Source organism: Enterococcus sp. HMSC061C05 (genome assembly GCF_001814765.1).
Lineage (GTDB): Bacteria > Bacillota > Bacilli > Lactobacillales > Enterococcaceae > Enterococcus_B > Enterococcus_B lactis.
This window is the reverse complement of record NZ_KV817725.1, coordinates 214,055-230,260: the sequence shown is the minus strand read 5'-3', so window position 1 is coordinate 230,260 and position 16,206 is coordinate 214,055. Positions and strand designations below refer to the sequence as shown.

The following is a 16,206-nucleotide window of genomic DNA, read 5'->3' as shown; positions in this document are numbered from 1 at the left end:
TCGCACCTCACACTGTCAAATCATGATCTGTCTTAAGTAAAATCGCGTGTTCGAGCAGATTTTCCAACACGCTTGTCAAAGTGTATACGGCAAAAGGAATGAATACGACAGCAATTCCTACCAACATCAAACCAGGAGCATCATCTAAATCAGCCACTTTCAAAAATTTAGGAAGCAAGCCGAAAAAGGCAAAACCAATAATCAAAATCGTTCGTTCGATTTTTTTGAGAATGTCCAAGCTTTGATTGGAAAAGGCCTGGTTTTCTTCGATTTGTTTCAACAGTCTCAATAAGAAATAAGCAATAATAATCCCTAAGAGAAGGGCGAAGTAGATGACAGAAACAAATAAAGTCGTCTGCCAATCAAAAGTGAATCCTTTTTCGCTTGTAGCAATCTGAGTATAAAAAAGTATACCGAATAAAATAAATACGGCACTTATACCTAAAACAACAAACTTTAATAATAATGTTTTTAATTTCATTGTTATCCCTCTTTTTTCTTTGATAGCTAAAATATAGCAGAATAATTATTGAAAAGCAATTACTTTTTATCGAAAAACAATAAATTTTTGCCGTTTTTAGCAAATGTGGTTTTATAGTATTTGAGAGTTTTAATTGAAGTAAGCATTTGATTCTTTTTGATTTATAAGGAAACTTTTAAATATGTTATTTACAAATAGTTAGTAAACTATGTTACAATTTTTATGGGGAAAACTTAAAAAATAAATTTTTTTATTCATAATTGCTGTTTATTTTGTTATGTAAAACATGCATAAAGTGAGGTTCTAAAATTGAATATTTTACAGTTAAGTTATTCTCTACTCATATCAGGGCAGCTGATGACGATGTTTGTTGGATTGGGCTATTTGAACAAGAAACTAAGAAATAAAAAGTATGCTTTATTATCGATCTTGGTTATCCTATTGATATCGGTACTTTATCAATGGATAAATGTAATTGCCACTGGTTTGGTATGGCTAGTCATGTGTGCTCTCGTGATTTATCATGAAGAGACGCTTCAATCAGCTTTATTCTATGCTTCGTTATCTATTATCCTGCTTATTTTTTCTAATTATCTGATTTACGTTATCTTAAAATCGTTATCTATAATGATGAATGATTTAGGTATGTGTTTTTTATCAATTATTTTATATTTATGTTTCGCATTTTATTTAAGGAATTATATATTGAAAAAAGTACACCTTGAATCGATGGTATATGATATTAGTAAATATACTGTTATTGCTACGTTTTTGATTTATTTCATTTTTCTTATGATTGAACGCTTTTCAGATTTAGACTGTTTCATGAAGGGTGCTCATGGGGTTTTTATGCTGGCATATAGCCTTTTTGCTATTCTTATCAGCTTTTTAGCTGTTTATATAAAAAAGGCAGAATATAAAAGTAAAGAAGAAAAGAATCGAATGGAATATCTTATCGAATATAGTGAGCAAATCGAAAAAAGTTATATGGAAATACGCAAGTTCAAGCACGACTACAAAAACATACTATTTTCTATGGAAAATTATATCCAAAGTAATGATATAGATGGGATGAAACATTTTTTTTACTCCCATATCAAGGAAACTGGAACTCTTTTTGATCAGGAATTATTAGAAATGTCACCGATAAGAAATCTTGAAGTCAAGGAAATAAAAAGCATCGTTTTGAGCAAGTTGTATCTAGCTCATGAAAAAGGAATAGAAATAGACGCAAATGTGCCACAAAAATTGGATTCTTTCCCCGTTCCTTCTATCATGCTAGTTCGGATGCTGGGGATCATACTAGATAATGCAGTTGAAGAATCTTCTACTATAGATAAGCCGAAAATCTTGTTTGCCGGATTGAGACAAGAAGAAGCGATAACCTTTATTATTGCCAATAAATGTCGTTCTGATATACCTGATTTACATGTATTAAAGAAAAAATCTTATTCATCAAAAGGGAAAGAACGTGGGATTGGTCTAAGCAATCTTGATGAATTAGTTCAGTTGAATAAAAATGTGTACTTAGATACTAAAATCGAAGAAGGACAGTTTATTCAAATACTGACCATTTGGGAGGGTTAGAATCTTTATGTTGAAAATTTTTGTTTGCGAAGATGACGGAGCATTTAGATTAAAATTAGCAAAGATGATCCAAAATTATTTAATGATGCAAGATTATGACATCAAATTTCAAATGGATACCTCGGACCCGGAAGTGTTGCTTTCATATATACGTTCAAATAAAACAGAAGGCATCTATTTTTTAGATATTGACTTAAGTTCCAATATGAATGGAATCAATCTAGCCGCTACGATTAGAGAATACGATCCACTAGCAAAAATTATTTTTGTGACCAGTTACACAGATTTAGCTTATCTCACTTTTTTATATAAAGTAGAAGCAATGGATTATATTGTGAAGGGGAACGATACACTGCTGCAAGAAAGCGTGACAAAATGTATCGATGTGGCTAACCAAAGATATCTTGATACAATTTTACCTACAAGAGAACAGATTCGTATTAAGAGTGGACCAATCAATACAAAATTGTTCGTAGACGAAATCTTGTTTTTTGAATCCAGTCCTGTTCCTCACAAAGTGATCGTTCATCTTGAAAACCGAATGTTAGAATATAATGGAAAAATCAAAGAGATTGAATCGTTTAGCCCGAGCTTTTACCGTTGCCATCAATCGTTTGTTGTAAATGTAGATAATATTTGTTCCATCAACAAGAAGGAAAGAACGATCCTTATGTCTAACGGAGAAAAGTGTCTTGTTTCCACACGAAGTTTAAAAAAATTATTGATTGCATTTAGCAAAGGAGCGTGACGAATGTCACGTTCTTTTTTTTAGAATATTTTTAGATCTAAAGAATATAAGGGGGTTATTAAGAAAGATAACACTGCAGTTATGTAAAAAAAACGCGCACTTTTGACTTTTTAATATATGCATCCTTATTTTTAGTATAATCAAAAGTGAGAAAGGGGTGAACGATATGCCAAATGAATATCTGTCTCTTGAAGAGAAGCTGTCAAGCAAGATGAGCAGAAAACTCGGAGAGAAATATGGGTTAACAGAACTGGATGAAGCAAAAGTCAACTATGGATTAGCGATCCTGTTCATTAATCTTTTCAAGTTCATGCTTATTTACGTATCAGCGTTTTTCTTACATAGCATTCTTGCTGTGATCACCACTCATTTGTCTTTTATTGCTGTACGAAGATACGCAAAAGGATATCATGCAAGCCGAAGCATGGCATGCACGCTCTATAGTATGGGATTATTGGTGGCGCTACCTGTTTTGGCTAATCATTACCATTTGGAACTTACACGCTACGAATATTTCATCGGAGCAGCTATTCTTAGTATGGTTTTAGGAATCATTAGTTCCTTTATCGCACAAGACCAACAAAAAAGAAGAAGCGTAAGAAACAAGCTAGTTATAACAGGAATAAGCCTCACGCTGATCGGTTCAGTGATTCCAGCAGATGATTCAAGAGTCATGATATTACTGGGTATGTTGACCGCAATCTTACTTGTATTCATTCCAAAAAAAGAAAGGAAGATCATCAAATGAAACACACACAAACTAAATTTAGTCTCTCACATGCAATCACAACAATTGCTATCAGCGTTGCCGAAAAGGCTGTAATAAGCGGAAGTACCTGTATTGGTTTAGTTTATGAACCAAAAGTACCAGAGGCATTAAAAAAAGAAGTAGAAAAATAAGTAAAAATAAAATGGATTGCCGAATAAAAAGTACCGTAAGTCCTAAAAACTGTGCCAACAGATCGTTGGCATAGTTTTATTTTTTTCGATAGTTTTGTAACAAAAATACAAAGATGAAAAAGAATAAAGATTCCCATAGTGTAGTAGTCCAGCTGAATTCTTTACTGATACCAAATACCATATTTCCAAGATTCGATACAATCAAATAGCCAATCGTTATGATCAATGAATAATACAATCTTTTCATCATAGGACATACCTCGTTTTTATTTATAAGAATAGTATAAACCAAAGAAGAAAATAAGAAAAATGATAATAGAAAAATAAAGTAAAAACGCAATAAAGTAACTTAAGTTATTTTATTGCGTTTTTTTCTTCACTGGAAAATTTTAATAAATAAATAGAATTTTGTAATAATAACTGAGCATAATCTTTGCAATTTTTAATCTTGAATAATATCCTTTAAGTATAGCCAGCAATCAAAAAGAAATAGAGAATAAGTGATTAGTTGTTATTTCAGTATCAGAATGACAATAAAACGCCGTTATGATCCAATATCGTTTGGTAGCGCTTTATTTACTGGTGCTAAACTAACTATTTGCTCTCTATACTGTGATTGTCGGTAGAGTTATTTACAGGGTAAAAGTAAGTTTATAGGAGGTGGAAAATGAATAAGGGGTTAAAAATAATCGGTGTTATCATGAGTTTGCTGCTACTTTCAGTGTTTCTAGCAATTGCGTTAATCAATGCGCCGTATATTATGCCTGAACAATTGGAACGATTTCGCTTCTTTACCTTAACGAATTACTACATGCAACAATATATTTTCTGGGCAGCTGTAGTATTTGCCGTTCTTGCTATTATCATCTTGCTAGTCGTTCTTTTCTATCCAAAATCAAGAGGAACTTTCGTTATGAAACGGGAAGATGGCAAATTGACGATCGACAAAAAAGCGATCGAAGGGCTGGTACATTCCCATTTACACGAAGAAGAGTTCATTCATTCACCTAAAGTACGGATACGTTCAACGAAAAATCGAATCCATATCCATGTCAACGGAGACTTGAAGCGAACTTCTTCATTAGTAGGGAAAACAGGTGTACTGATGCAAGACATCGAAGAAGAAGTGACTAGAGTACTTGGAACAAAAGAAACAGTCAAAGTAGCAGTCACATACAGCGGTTATGAAGAACAAGAAGATACAAGAGACTACAAGCACTCTCGAGTGGAATAGGAGGGCCAAATAATGAAAGAACTATTTTCAGCATACAAGCTCCCTATTATCTTTGGGGGTCTTGGACTACTGCTAGCTGTTTTATGGTTAACAATTGGATTTTTCAAAACATTGTTAATCATCATTATGACAGCAATTGGCGCAGGAATCGGATTTTATTTGAAACAGACAGGAATAGTGGATCAATTTTTTAAATCATAGGAGGAAACAAAGATGGAAAACAAAAACATGAACACAACAAATGGATCAGTTTTGGCAAATGAAAAAGGAGAAAACCGCATGATGAATGGTGAATTGACTTATGAAGACAAAGTTATCCAAAAAATCATCGGCTATGCATTAAAAGATGTAGATGGTCTATTGACATTAGATGGCGGGTTCTTCTCAAATATGGCTGAAAAATTAGTCAACACAGATAATGTAACAGCAGGTATCAATACAGAAGTAGGGAAGAAACAAGTAGCTGTGGATTTAGACGTGATTGTAGAATACGGTAAAGACATCGAAGACATCTACAACCAAATCAAAGAATTGATCAGTACTGAAGTAAACAATATGACACATTTAGATGTTATCGAAGTGAATGTGAATGTTGCAGACATCAAAACACAAGAAGAATACCAAAAAGATCAAGAAACAGTACAAGACAAAGTAACAGAAGCAGCAAAATCAACAGGACAATTTGCTTCACGCCAAACAGATAAAGCAAAAGCTGCTGTAGGCAAAGGTGCACAAAAAGTCAAAGAAAATAACGAACCACGTGTACAATAAGAAGTAAAAAGTCAGTTAGGAGGAATTTAAAATGGGATTTATTTGGGCATTAATCGTCGGAGGTATCATCGGAGCAATTGAAGGAGCAATCACGAATAAAGGATCATCAATGGGAATCATCGCAAACATCATTGCTGGTTTAGTAGGTTCAGCCATTGGACAAGCTTTATTAGGAACTTGGGGACCAACAATTGCAGGAATGGCTATCATTCCATCATTGATCGGTGCAATCATTTTAGTATTAGTCGTTTCATTCTTTGCACGTAAATTATAAGCAAATTGAAGAAAAACTTATGTTGAAATGAAGAACAAATTTGAGAACTGTAGTGAAACTTGCTGCAGTTCTTTTTTTATATATTTTTATATGAAGTATTCTTTATTCCTTATGAAAAAATAGCTTGAAAAATAAAAAAAGACGAAAATAAACGGTTTTCTATAAAAGAAGATCGTTTATTTTTTTGTCTTTATTTGGTCAAAACGATAAAAAAGCATAGCACACCAAGCTTTTATTGATTGTCTGTCTTTTATAAATACAAGAATGTATTCAAAAAAACAGAAGAAAAATACAAGTAGATTTTCTTTTATACTCGTAAACGTAGAAAGGAGGCGAAAAAATGAATACATTACCTATCAATACAGGAGATACAGCATTCATGATTTTATGTACAGCGATGGTTTGCTTGATGACTCCTGGTTTAGCATTTTTTTACGGCGGACTGGCACGGAAGAATAATATACTGACGATCATGACTCAATCTTTTCTCTCAGTTGGGATAACAACGATCATGTGGGTATTCGGTGGATTCGGATTGGCATTTGGACGAGATATCGGCGGTATGATTGGAAATCCGGCAGATTTCTTTTTGATGAGACATGTTACAAGCTTCCCCAACATGTTCCATGGAGCGACGATCCCATTTTTGATGTTCTTTCTTTACCAACTGATGTTTATCGTGATTACTGTTCCTTTGATGACAGGAGCTTTTGCAGGGAGACTGAATTTAAAAGGCTATATTATCCTTGTTGTTTGTTGGAACCTGCTGATTTACTTCCCTGTTTGCCATTGGATATGGGGCGGCGGATTTTTGGATCAGATGGGATTTAGAGATTTCGCTGGCGGTGCAGTCATCCACACGACAGCTGGATTCGGTTCATTGGCATGTATCCTCACACTTGGACAAAGAAAGATTCCTATGGGCGAAAGAAATCAGCATAGCAGTCTTATGGCAGCTGCTATCGGTACAGGTCTACTTTGGTTTGGCTGGTTCGGTTTCAACTCTGGTGGTGCACTTCGAGCAGATGATCAAGCAGTCAATGCATTTGGTTCAACATTCATCGCTCTTGCATTTGCGATGGTTACTTGGTTGATTATTGCAAAGGTAAAAGGAAATGGCTTTGATTTTGTCGACGTACTAACAGGATCCGTTGCTGGATTGGCAGCCATTACGCCTTGTGCTGGTTATGTAGAAGCAAAAAGTGCCATGTTGATCGGAATCATTGCTGGAATCGTCTGTCATGCTGCTGTTGATTTTCGTAAAAAGAAACAATGGGACGATGCACTTGATGTGTGGGGCGTCCATGGAATGGGCGGATTCACAGGGACGATTCTGATCGGAATTTTTGCAACTAACAGCCATTTATTAACAAATCCAAGCAGCTGGTACTTCTTAGGAATCCAAGTGATTGGTGTCATCATTACTGCCGTGTATGCCTATGTGCTGACAACAGCGATTCTAAAATCAGCCATGCATTTCACAACGATCACTACTACAAAAGAAGAGCAGGAAGAAGGATTAGACTTTTTCTTCTTCGGTAACAAACGCAATTGAAACAAAATCAAATAGAAAAGAGGAAGATTCATGCAACAAAGCAAAACGAAAATTCCTGCAAAGAAATTAACGTTCTTCGGCTTTTTGGCCATGACGATCTCAATGGTCGTTTCACTATATGAATATCCCACATTTGCGACCTCTGGCTTCAGTTTAGTATTTTTCTTGTTATTAGGCGGTTTACTATGGTTTATCCCTGTGGCATTGTGTGCAGCAGAGATGGCAACGGTGAAAGGCTGGGAAAAAGGCGGTGTCTATACTTGGGTCAGTCGGACATTGGGAAAACGATTTGGTTTTGCCGCTATCTTTTTCCAATGGTTTGAGATAACTGTTGGTTACTTGACTATGCTGTATTTCTTAACTGGTGCATTATCCTATGCAACGGGGATCGACGCTATACAAAACAATAAATTTCTGAAATTGGCCATCTTATTGATTATTTTCTGGGCTATTTTGCTCTCTCAGCTAAAAGGAACCAAATACACTTCTTTAATTGCTCGAATCGGTTTTGTAGCTGGGATCTTATTGCCTGCATTAGTCTTGTTTGGCTTAGGGATCCACTATGTCGCTTCAGGTGCTCCACTACAAACGACACTGTCTATGAAAACATTGATTCCTGATTTTTCAAAATTACCTACGCTGGTTGTTTTTGTTTCCTTTATTTTAGCTTATATGGGAGTAGAAACATCTGCCAGTCATGCAAATGAAATGGAAAACCCTAAAAAAGATTATCCATTAGCAATGTTTGTATTGGTTATTCTGGCAATCATTTTAGACACTTTTGGCGGATTGACTGTGGCTACTACAGTCCCTCAACAGGGTTTGTCTCTTAATACAGGAGTGATCCAATCGTTAGAATTTTTATTAAGACACATTGATCCAAGTCTTGCATGGGTTGCGAAAATCCTTGCGATCCTTGTTTGTTTAGGTGTCATCGGAGAAATAGCTTCTTGGGTAACTTCTCCTTCAAAAGCACTTCACGTAGCGGCAGAAGAAGGATTACTTCCTGAATATTTTGCGAAAGAAAATGCACATGGTGTTCCTGCGCATTTGATGATCGCAAATGGGATTGTTGCGACAATCTGGGCAGCCGTCTTTACATTAAGTGGCGGGGGGAATAATCTTTCATTTCTTGCAGCGATGTCATTGACTGTTGTGATCTATCTAATGTTGTACTTTATGTTTTTCGCTGGCTATTTGAAGTTAGTGTTTAAAGATGAAAGTCTTGAAAGAGCCTATCAGGTTCCAGGAGGAAAAGTTGTAAAAGTAATCGTTGCTTGTTTAGGTCTTTTGACTTCACTTTTTGCTTTTTGTATCTCATTTGTTCCACCTGCAAGTATCGCAGCTGGACAGCATGGGATTTATGAAACGATTCTGATTGTTTCTTATCTTATCGTCTTAGTTATTCCATTTACGATCTACGCATGCCGTCATAAATTCCAGCATGCAGAAAAATAAAAAATGAAAGCTGGTTATTCAAATGGAAGGAAAAGAATTAGAACAATTGATTGGAAAAAATTTCCACTATTATCAAACAGGACAAGTGGCAGACTACATTCCAGCATTAGCTGAAGTGGATCCAAAACAATTAGGTATGGCGATTTATGATCTGGATACAAAACAACTGATCGAGGGAGGAGATGCCGATGTACGTTTTGCCATCGAAAGCATGTCAAAAGTTCCCGTATTGTTATTAGCAATCAAAGATAACGGAATTGAAAAAGTCTTTCAAACAATCAACACGGAACCAACCGGATTTGCTTTCAATTCTATCATGAATATGGAGATCAATCATCGCAAACACCCGATGAACCCTTTTGTTAATGCAGGAGCGATTGCAACAACCTCTCTGATTGCCGGAAAAGATGCAGATGAAAAATTTGAACGGATCATATCATTTATGAAAGAAATCTGTGATGATCCTGATATCACATTGAATGAAGAAATCTATCATTCTGAATCAAGAACAGGTGATATCAATCGCTCTCTTGCTTATTATATGAAAGGCAATCAAATGATCGAAGGAGACGTTCCAGAGATACTCGATGCCTATTTCAGACAATGTTCCGTCAATGTCACCGCTACAGGTATAGCAAAACTAGCCGCTGTATTGGCAAATAAAGGGATCGCTCCTTGGAATGGCAAGCGGCTCATTACTGAAGAAAGTGCAACGATCGTCAAATCGATTATGACAACTGCCGGTTTGTATGATGAATCAGGCGAGTTTTCCGTTCATGTTGGTGTACCTGCCAAAAGCGGGGTAGGTGGCGGCTTGATGGCAGCTGTGCCCAATCGTTACGGCATAGGCGTCTTCAGTCCAGCACTAGATCCATTCGGTAACAGCGCAGCTGGCATCCAATTACTGAAGGACGTAGTCAAAGAACTCGATGCTGATATCTTCGAATAGCCTTTCTTGAAAGTGGCTGGGGTAAAAGTCCAAGCGACACCAAGTTATCTAAACGATAGCTGGGATTGTAAGCTTGATCGACTTTTGTTCCGGCTCCTTTTTTTATTGGTTTTTGAAAGGGGTTTTCTAAACAAAAAGTAAATAAAAAAGCGATTCGTGGATATGTTTAAATAAAACTATAAAAAAACTGGAGGCGTGTATCAGGAATGCTGGAAAAATACATCGAGCGAAATATATTTAGAAAAGTGTATCTATGCGAACAATTATTTGAATTCCAAGAAATAGATATCGAACAAACAGCTATTTCACTAGGGGTGACCACACCGACGATCCTTCATGATCTAGAAAGTCTAGCCGAGTGTCTGGAATATTGCATAAAAGAACAAATAAGAGAGAAGCATAAGTACAAACTTATATTTAAACGAGGGATTGCTCTTTCTGAGCTTACGCAATTTTTGTATGGTCAATCTTATTTTTTAAAGTTTTTAAGTTATTATTTCAAGGGCATATTCACGAGTACAGAACTGGCTGATCTTGAATTTATTTCTTTGAGTAAAGTATATACGATCAAAAAGAGCGTCTTGGATTTTTTTAAAGAAAATGATTATTTGAAAAATAAAGAAATCATTATTCCAGAATTTGATTCGCGGAATATTCTGCTAGCTTTAGTACGTTATATCAATTGGGAAGGATATGAGAGTAAAAATCCGCATGTAGAAGAAGCTTGTAACGAGCTGATCGATTATGTAGAGACTCATTTTTTTAAAAGGAGATATTCGGAAGATGAAAAGTCCTTTATCATACGGGGAATAGAGATTGCAATCGGAAGAAAGACGTTTCCCCTTGAACTGAAAGAAGAAGATAAGAAAAGTGCGGAGACGAAGCCGTTATTTCAATTAGTCTGTCAAGGATTGGAAGAGCAAAAAGGGACGTTACACTTACAGGAAGAAGATGTCTATTATATTTTCTCTTTGTTCAATAGCAGAAATTATACCAATGAGAACATGGAGCTGTTAAGAAAAGATTTCGAAGTTGTGTATAAAAATTTTGTTCTCAATGACCTGTCACTCAATGAATTGATTTTACAGATTCTCCCAGTTGCTGAAATCGATGATGCAGACAATTTTATTTTTAAGCAATCCTTTTTACAATTTGTCCGTACGTTGTGGGCAGACGGTCAAGTATTTTTACCGGAACGAATCTATCTACTGTCAGAAAAAGAACAGCTTCTATACAGAAAAATAGTAGAAGTGCTAGACGATTGGAAAAAGAAAAACCAAATTCATCTAAGATGGAATGATAATTTCATCCGAAAATTTGTTAAGAGTCTTTCTTTGATTACCAGAGAACAGATGATACAGCAAGAGATAGAAATATTTGTTGTTTCAGAAAGTTCAGTCAAACAATTTTTTTATCGAACCCAATTTCATTTGTATGCTGAAGAAGATATGGCTGAAATAAATCCCATTTTATTTCGTTCTTTAGAAGAATTACCTGATGAATGTTTGTGTTCAAAAAAACGAGTGGTTTTATGCGATGCTGCTAGCTATCAAACTGGTTTAGAAACTGAAAAAACAAAGGTCTATCCTATCTCGTTAAAAGGTGCAAACATCCTTTTGTATCGTATTGCTCAGGAGCTTCATTTATTAAAAAAACATATTTCTTGAGGAGATCTTAAAGCAAGACAAACATCAACTTTCTACAGAGCTTTTTAAAAGACTGTAGAAGTTTTTTTATTTGTGACCTGATTTGTGCGAAAAACTACTTATATAACAAACTTTCTCCGAATTTTTTTAAAATACTATTGACTTAGAGTCAACTCTAAGGAGTAGAATAGATAAAGTGTTACAAATCTATTTTCAACTAAAAAGAAGATAGTACGGAGGAGAGAATGTATGATGAGTACAGCATTACATGTATTGAATACAATCAACAGTCCAGCAGATGTCAAAAAATTATCTGTGGAGGAAATGAAACAGCTGGCAGAAGAAATGCGCCAAAAAATCTTGCAAAAGGACAGCGATGTAGGTGGGCACGTTGGTCCGAATCTAGGTGTAGTCGAATTAACGATTGCTTTTCATTATGTATTTGATTCACCTAAGGATAAAATCGTATGGGATGTTTCCCATCAATCTTATGGTCATAAGCTGCTAACTGGTCGGAAAAATGGCTTTGAAAAAGGACATTACCATGAAGTAAGCGGGTATTCCAATCAGCACGAAAGTGAACATGATTATTTTACAGTGGGTCACACATCTACATCTATCAGTTTAGCTACTGGGTTGGCTAAAGCCAGAGATCTGAAGAAAGAATCAGGAAATGTGGTAGCATTTATTGGAGATGGCTCACTAAGTGGCGGCTTAGCTTTTGAAGGGCTGAACAACGGCGGCGCTTTACAGACCAATTTAATCGTATTAGTAAACGATAATGAGATGTCTATTGATGAGAACCACGGTAGCTTATATCAGAACTTAGCAGAGCTTCGTCAAACTCACGGTGAAAGCAGTAATAACCTATTTAAAGCTATGGGATTTGATTATCGCTATGTGGATAATGGAAACGACCTAGAGACGGTGATCCGTTTATTTGAAGAAGTAAAAGATATTGATCATCCAATCGTACTTCACGTACATACGGAAAAAGGCCGCGGTTATCAGCCAGCAATCGATAATAAAATGAAATATCATTGGCACGTCCCATTTGATCTGTCTACAGGAGAAGCAAAACAGGCAGCTTCTGGAGAAACATTCAATACGATCATCATGGATTATCTGGATAAAAAAGTGCAAACAAGTACAGCACCTATTGCCGCAGTCAATGCAGCAATACCAGGCGCCTTTGGACTGAAAACATTCCAAGAAAAACATCCAGATCATTATTTTGATGTGGGGATCGCCGAGCAGCATTCCATTACGTTTGCATCTGCTTTGGCTTCTCAGGGAGTACGTCCAGTCGTCTTCCAATCGAGCACTTTCCTGCAACGGGCATATGATCAATTATCACATGATTTAGCAATCAACGAGAATCCAGTCATCATTTTAGTTGGTGGCGGAACGATCTCTGCTAGTGATCGAACACACCAAGGAACATTTGACATTCCTTATTTATCCAGTATTCCGAACATCAAATATCTTGCTCCAGCAACAAAAGAAGATATGATCTCTATGCTAGATTGGGCTTTTGAGCAAACAGAACAGCCTGTAGCTATTCGAATCCCTACTCATGGTGTGGAACATGGTAAAGCTATCGCAAATGATTACAGTATTCCAACCTATCAGACAGTGAATAAAGGCGAAAAAGTGGCAATTTTAGCTTTAGGTGGTTTTCTTGGACTAGGAAAAGAAACAGTGGAAGCTTTTAGAGAAAAAGGAATAGAAGCAACATTGATCAATCCAGGAACAATCACAGAAAATGATGTAGAAACATTAGATAAATTAAAAGAAGCCCATGAATTAGTCATCACATTAGAAGATGGTAGTTTATCAGGCGGATTTGGCGAAAAAATCAGTCGTTATTATGGTGATTCTTCAATGCATGTGCTGAATTTCGGTGCAAAGAAAGAATTCACAGATAGTGTTCCAACAGTTAAACTTTATGAACGTTATCATTTGACACCAAGCCAAATCGTTGAGGATAGTCTACGTGTCTTAAATATTCAATAATACATCGTATTTTCCATCCAGATAATCGTTTATACTAGTATCTGGATGGTTTTTTATTATACGAAACAAAGGAGTAGATGCTCTTATGTATCAAAAAGTAGAAGAATATTTCAAAAAGTTTCAAGAAAAATATCCTAGGTATCAATCAGAAAAACTAAGCTTTTTTTCATTTGGGAATACAGAAGAAATGGCAGATGAATTGAGTGAGTTAGTTGTAAAAAAAATAAAAACCGGTACATCAAGCGGATACGATTTATACAAAAAAGAGAAGGAACCTTTACCAAAAGTGGGCCAGTTAGATGTGGTTCTGAATGGAAAAAATGAACCAGTTTGTATCATCAAAAATATAAATGTGACTATCTTGCCTTTTAGTGAAATCACGGAAGAACATGCTTGGAAAGAAGGAGAAGGAGATCGAACGTTAGCTTATTGGCGGAAAGTCCATACTGACTTTTTCAAGCATGTCTACAAAGAAGCATTGAACATGGCATTTACAGAAGAGAAGCTGATCGTATATGAAGAGTTTGAAGTGATTTTCTTTTAGCAAGCTTTTCTTGCTAAAAGAAAAAGGATAGCTCCTTTATTGACTCCTAGGTAGAAAAGGGTTACATTTTTATAAGAAGATGTATTTCTAGAGAACGTCATTGGAGGAGATAGTGTGGATGTACTGGAAAAAATAAAAGGTGGGGTCGTCGTTTCTTGTCAAGCTTTGGAAAATGAGCCATTACACAGTTCTTTTATCATGGGGAGAATGGCTTTGGCTGCAAAAGAAGGCGGAGCAGTTGGTATTCGCGCAAATACAACAGAAGATATCAATGAAATCAAGCGAATCGTTGATTTGCCAGTCATAGGGATCATTAAAAGAGATTACGATGGGTCAGAAGTATTTATTACTGCGACAGAAAAAGAAGTGAAAGAACTTTTGGAGACGCAAGCTGAGATCATTGCACTCGATGCAACTTCTCGTAAACGTCCGACAGAAAAAACAACAGCTGAGCTTGTCCAAATGATCCACGATCACAGTCGATTAGCCATGGCAGATATTGCGACTTTTGAGGAAGCGCTTCAAGCGCAAGAAGATGGTTTTGATCTCTTGTCTACGACATTAGCAGGATATACAGAATATTCTCGAAAGACACAGACGCCTGATTTTGATTTGTTGAATCAGATCATAGAACAAGTCAATATACCAGTAGTCATGGAAGGCCATACTGACTCTCCAGAACAAGTAGAGAAAGCCTATGAATTAGGTGCTTTTTCAGTCGTCATTGGATCCATCATCACCCGTCCGCAATTCATCACTAAAAGATATGTCGAAGCCGCGAATAAAGCAAAGAACTAAAAAACACGTACGGCACAGATTCTTGACAAAAAAGAAAAATTAATAGATAGTTTAAAGCAGATTCTAAGAAGAAGAGGAAAGCGTTGCTTTTCCTTTTGTCTTCGCAGATCTGCTTTTTAGCGAATTTTATAGAAAGAAGGCGAGACCATGTTTGAACGAAGTCCTTCAGAATTGACAGAACGTGAAAATTACAAGTTGCTGATTGGTTCAGTTATCCCTAGGCCAGTTGCAGTAGTAACGACTAAGTCCGTAAATAATATAGTGAATATCGCACCCTTCAGTTACTTCAATATCGTCAGTTCGAATCCACCGATTTTATCCTTGGCGATCCAGAGAAAACAAGATACAGTAAAAGACACAGCAAAAAACATTCTTGAGACAAGAGAAGCGGTCATTCATATCCTTGATGAGGACAACGTAGAAGAAGCAAATAAAACAGCAGCTAATCTGCCTAATGAGGAAAGCGAACTACACTTGACTGAATTGACTTTAACGGATTCAGCAATCATTTCAGTACCAGCATTGACAGAAGCAAAAGTTCGTTTTGAGACAACCTTATATGAACATGTCGAGATACGGAATAAAAATAAAGTAACAGCTGATTTATTTTTGCTAGAAGTACAGAAATATCATTTGAATGAAACAGTCTATGATGAAAAGACGGGAAGGATCGACCCAAGAAAGTTGAATGCTGTAAGCCGCTTGGCAGGAAATGATTATGCAGCAATAGGAGAAATTTTCACGATCGCACGTCCCCAATAAGAAGGAGTAATAGTTATGTTAAAAATAAGTTATAAACCCTCAGCAGATTCAAAAGAAATGGAAAAAGAATACGAGACAGTGGATGATTTTCTGCAAGGGCAGTATTTAGAAGTTCCGCCATTGCAAGATCATTTTGTCGTCACCAAAGTTACTTTAGATGGCAAAGAAATAAGATTAACAGACCACACGATTAGCGGGTTATTCAATTACTTCAACAAATAAACATTTATTCCGAAAAGTGGAAACCCCACAAAAAAACACCAAAAATAAAAAAATTATCAAGGAATCCTGGCACAATTGAAAGAAACTGCGCTGGGATCCTTTTACGTTATTTGTTATTTTTTCCTAAAAAATATTAAAGATTGTTAAATTTCACTATTTCATTTCAAATTCCATTGCCTAATCCTTAGGAAAAGTCTATTATGGACTCGTAAATAGAATATAGTAATAACCTTGTTAGGTGAGGCTCCTATACAAACATAG

19 protein-coding genes are annotated in these 16,206 nt (G+C 36.0%); 17 read left to right on the top strand and 2 right to left on the bottom strand.

What is annotated here, in order from left to right; genetic code table 11:
* Positions 1–7: 7 nt before the first annotated feature.
* Positions 8–481: a DUF2975 domain-containing protein gene (locus HMPREF2988_RS02525; RefSeq protein WP_002306633.1), complete on the bottom strand. Its 474-nt coding sequence runs from the start codon at positions 479–481 to the stop codon at positions 8–10.
* Positions 482–790: 309 nt separating this feature from the next.
* On the opposite strand from HMPREF2988_RS02525, the gene HMPREF2988_RS02520 reads away from it, so the two are divergent.
* The 4 genes from HMPREF2988_RS02520 to HMPREF2988_RS02505 all read left to right on the top strand — a co-directional run bounded on the left by HMPREF2988_RS02520 (position 791) and on the right by HMPREF2988_RS02505 (position 3,716).
* A complete protein-coding gene (locus HMPREF2988_RS02520; RefSeq protein WP_083314592.1) occupies positions 791–2,068 on the top strand; it encodes a GHKL domain-containing protein in 1,278 nt (425 codons plus the stop codon).
* A gap of 7 nt (positions 2,069–2,075) precedes the next feature.
* Entirely contained in the window at positions 2,076–2,816 is a 741-nt protein-coding gene (locus HMPREF2988_RS02515; RefSeq protein ID WP_070769939.1) for a LytR/AlgR family response regulator transcription factor, read from the top strand.
* 166 nt (positions 2,817–2,982) lie between these two features.
* Complete coding sequence (locus HMPREF2988_RS02510) at positions 2,983–3,564, top strand: accessory gene regulator B family protein (RefSeq protein ID WP_024635243.1); 582 nt, start codon at positions 2,983–2,985, stop codon at positions 3,562–3,564.
* A complete protein-coding gene (locus HMPREF2988_RS02505; protein WP_002291297.1) occupies positions 3,561–3,716 on the top strand; it encodes a cyclic lactone autoinducer peptide in 156 nt (51 codons plus the stop codon). The genes HMPREF2988_RS02510 and HMPREF2988_RS02505 overlap by 4 nt, the downstream gene beginning before the upstream one ends.
* A 76-nt stretch (positions 3,717–3,792) precedes the next feature.
* On the opposite strand, the gene HMPREF2988_RS13720 is transcribed toward HMPREF2988_RS02505, so the two are convergent.
* Positions 3,793–3,966, bottom strand: coding sequence for a hypothetical protein (locus HMPREF2988_RS13720; protein ID WP_002291299.1), 174 nt, complete (start codon positions 3,964–3,966; stop codon positions 3,793–3,795).
* Between the two features lie 417 nt (positions 3,967–4,383).
* Between HMPREF2988_RS13720 and amaP the strand changes: the two genes are divergently transcribed.
* The 13 genes from amaP to HMPREF2988_RS02435 all read left to right on the top strand — a co-directional run bounded on the left by amaP (position 4,384) and on the right by HMPREF2988_RS02435 (position 15,945).
* Positions 4,384–4,950, top strand: a complete 567-nt coding sequence (amaP, locus tag HMPREF2988_RS02495; RefSeq protein ID WP_070769938.1) for an alkaline shock response membrane anchor protein AmaP — start codon at positions 4,384–4,386, stop codon at positions 4,948–4,950.
* Positions 4,951–4,962: 12 nt separating this feature from the next.
* Complete coding sequence (locus HMPREF2988_RS02490; protein ID WP_002290682.1) at positions 4,963–5,151, top strand: DUF2273 domain-containing protein; 189 nt, start codon at positions 4,963–4,965, stop codon at positions 5,149–5,151.
* A 12-nt stretch (positions 5,152–5,163) separates the two neighbouring features.
* Positions 5,164–5,721, top strand: a complete 558-nt coding sequence (locus HMPREF2988_RS02485; RefSeq protein ID WP_002290684.1) for an Asp23/Gls24 family envelope stress response protein — start codon at positions 5,164–5,166, stop codon at positions 5,719–5,721.
* Positions 5,722–5,752: 31 nt separating this feature from the next.
* Positions 5,753–5,995: a GlsB/YeaQ/YmgE family stress response membrane protein gene (locus HMPREF2988_RS02480; RefSeq protein ID WP_070769937.1), complete on the top strand. Its 243-nt coding sequence runs from the start codon at positions 5,753–5,755 to the stop codon at positions 5,993–5,995.
* A 340-nt stretch (positions 5,996–6,335) separates the two neighbouring features.
* On the top strand, positions 6,336–7,550 hold the full coding sequence (locus tag HMPREF2988_RS02475) for an ammonium transporter (protein ID WP_070769936.1): 1,215 nt from the start codon (positions 6,336–6,338) through the stop codon (positions 7,548–7,550).
* Positions 7,551–7,580: 30 nt separating this feature from the next.
* A complete protein-coding gene (locus HMPREF2988_RS02470; RefSeq protein ID WP_002340660.1) occupies positions 7,581–9,008 on the top strand; it encodes an amino acid permease in 1,428 nt (475 codons plus the stop codon).
* A gap of 22 nt (positions 9,009–9,030) precedes the next feature.
* Positions 9,031–9,957 carry a glutaminase A gene (glsA, locus tag HMPREF2988_RS02465; RefSeq protein WP_002340659.1) on the top strand — a complete coding sequence of 309 codons (927 nt, stop codon included), beginning with the start codon at positions 9,031–9,033 and terminating at the stop codon, positions 9,955–9,957.
* 206 nt (positions 9,958–10,163) lie between these two features.
* Positions 10,164–11,624, top strand: a complete 1,461-nt coding sequence (locus HMPREF2988_RS02460) for a hypothetical protein (protein WP_070769935.1) — start codon at positions 10,164–10,166, stop codon at positions 11,622–11,624.
* 231 nt (positions 11,625–11,855) lie between these two features.
* Entirely contained in the window at positions 11,856–13,619 is a 1,764-nt protein-coding gene (locus tag HMPREF2988_RS02455) for a 1-deoxy-D-xylulose-5-phosphate synthase (protein WP_070769948.1), read from the top strand.
* Positions 13,620–13,704: 85 nt separating this feature from the next.
* On the top strand, positions 13,705–14,163 hold the full coding sequence (locus HMPREF2988_RS02450; protein WP_070769934.1) for an ASCH domain-containing protein: 459 nt from the start codon (positions 13,705–13,707) through the stop codon (positions 14,161–14,163).
* A gap of 114 nt (positions 14,164–14,277) precedes the next feature.
* Entirely contained in the window at positions 14,278–14,961 is a 684-nt protein-coding gene (locus tag HMPREF2988_RS02445) for an N-acetylmannosamine-6-phosphate 2-epimerase (RefSeq protein WP_070769933.1), read from the top strand.
* Between the two features lie 147 nt (positions 14,962–15,108).
* Positions 15,109–15,723, top strand: a complete 615-nt coding sequence (locus tag HMPREF2988_RS02440) for a flavin reductase family protein (RefSeq protein WP_002290695.1) — start codon at positions 15,109–15,111, stop codon at positions 15,721–15,723.
* A 15-nt stretch (positions 15,724–15,738) separates the two neighbouring features.
* Positions 15,739–15,945, top strand: a complete 207-nt coding sequence (locus HMPREF2988_RS02435) for a hypothetical protein (RefSeq protein ID WP_002290696.1) — start codon at positions 15,739–15,741, stop codon at positions 15,943–15,945.
* Positions 15,946–16,206 lie beyond the last annotated feature (261 nt).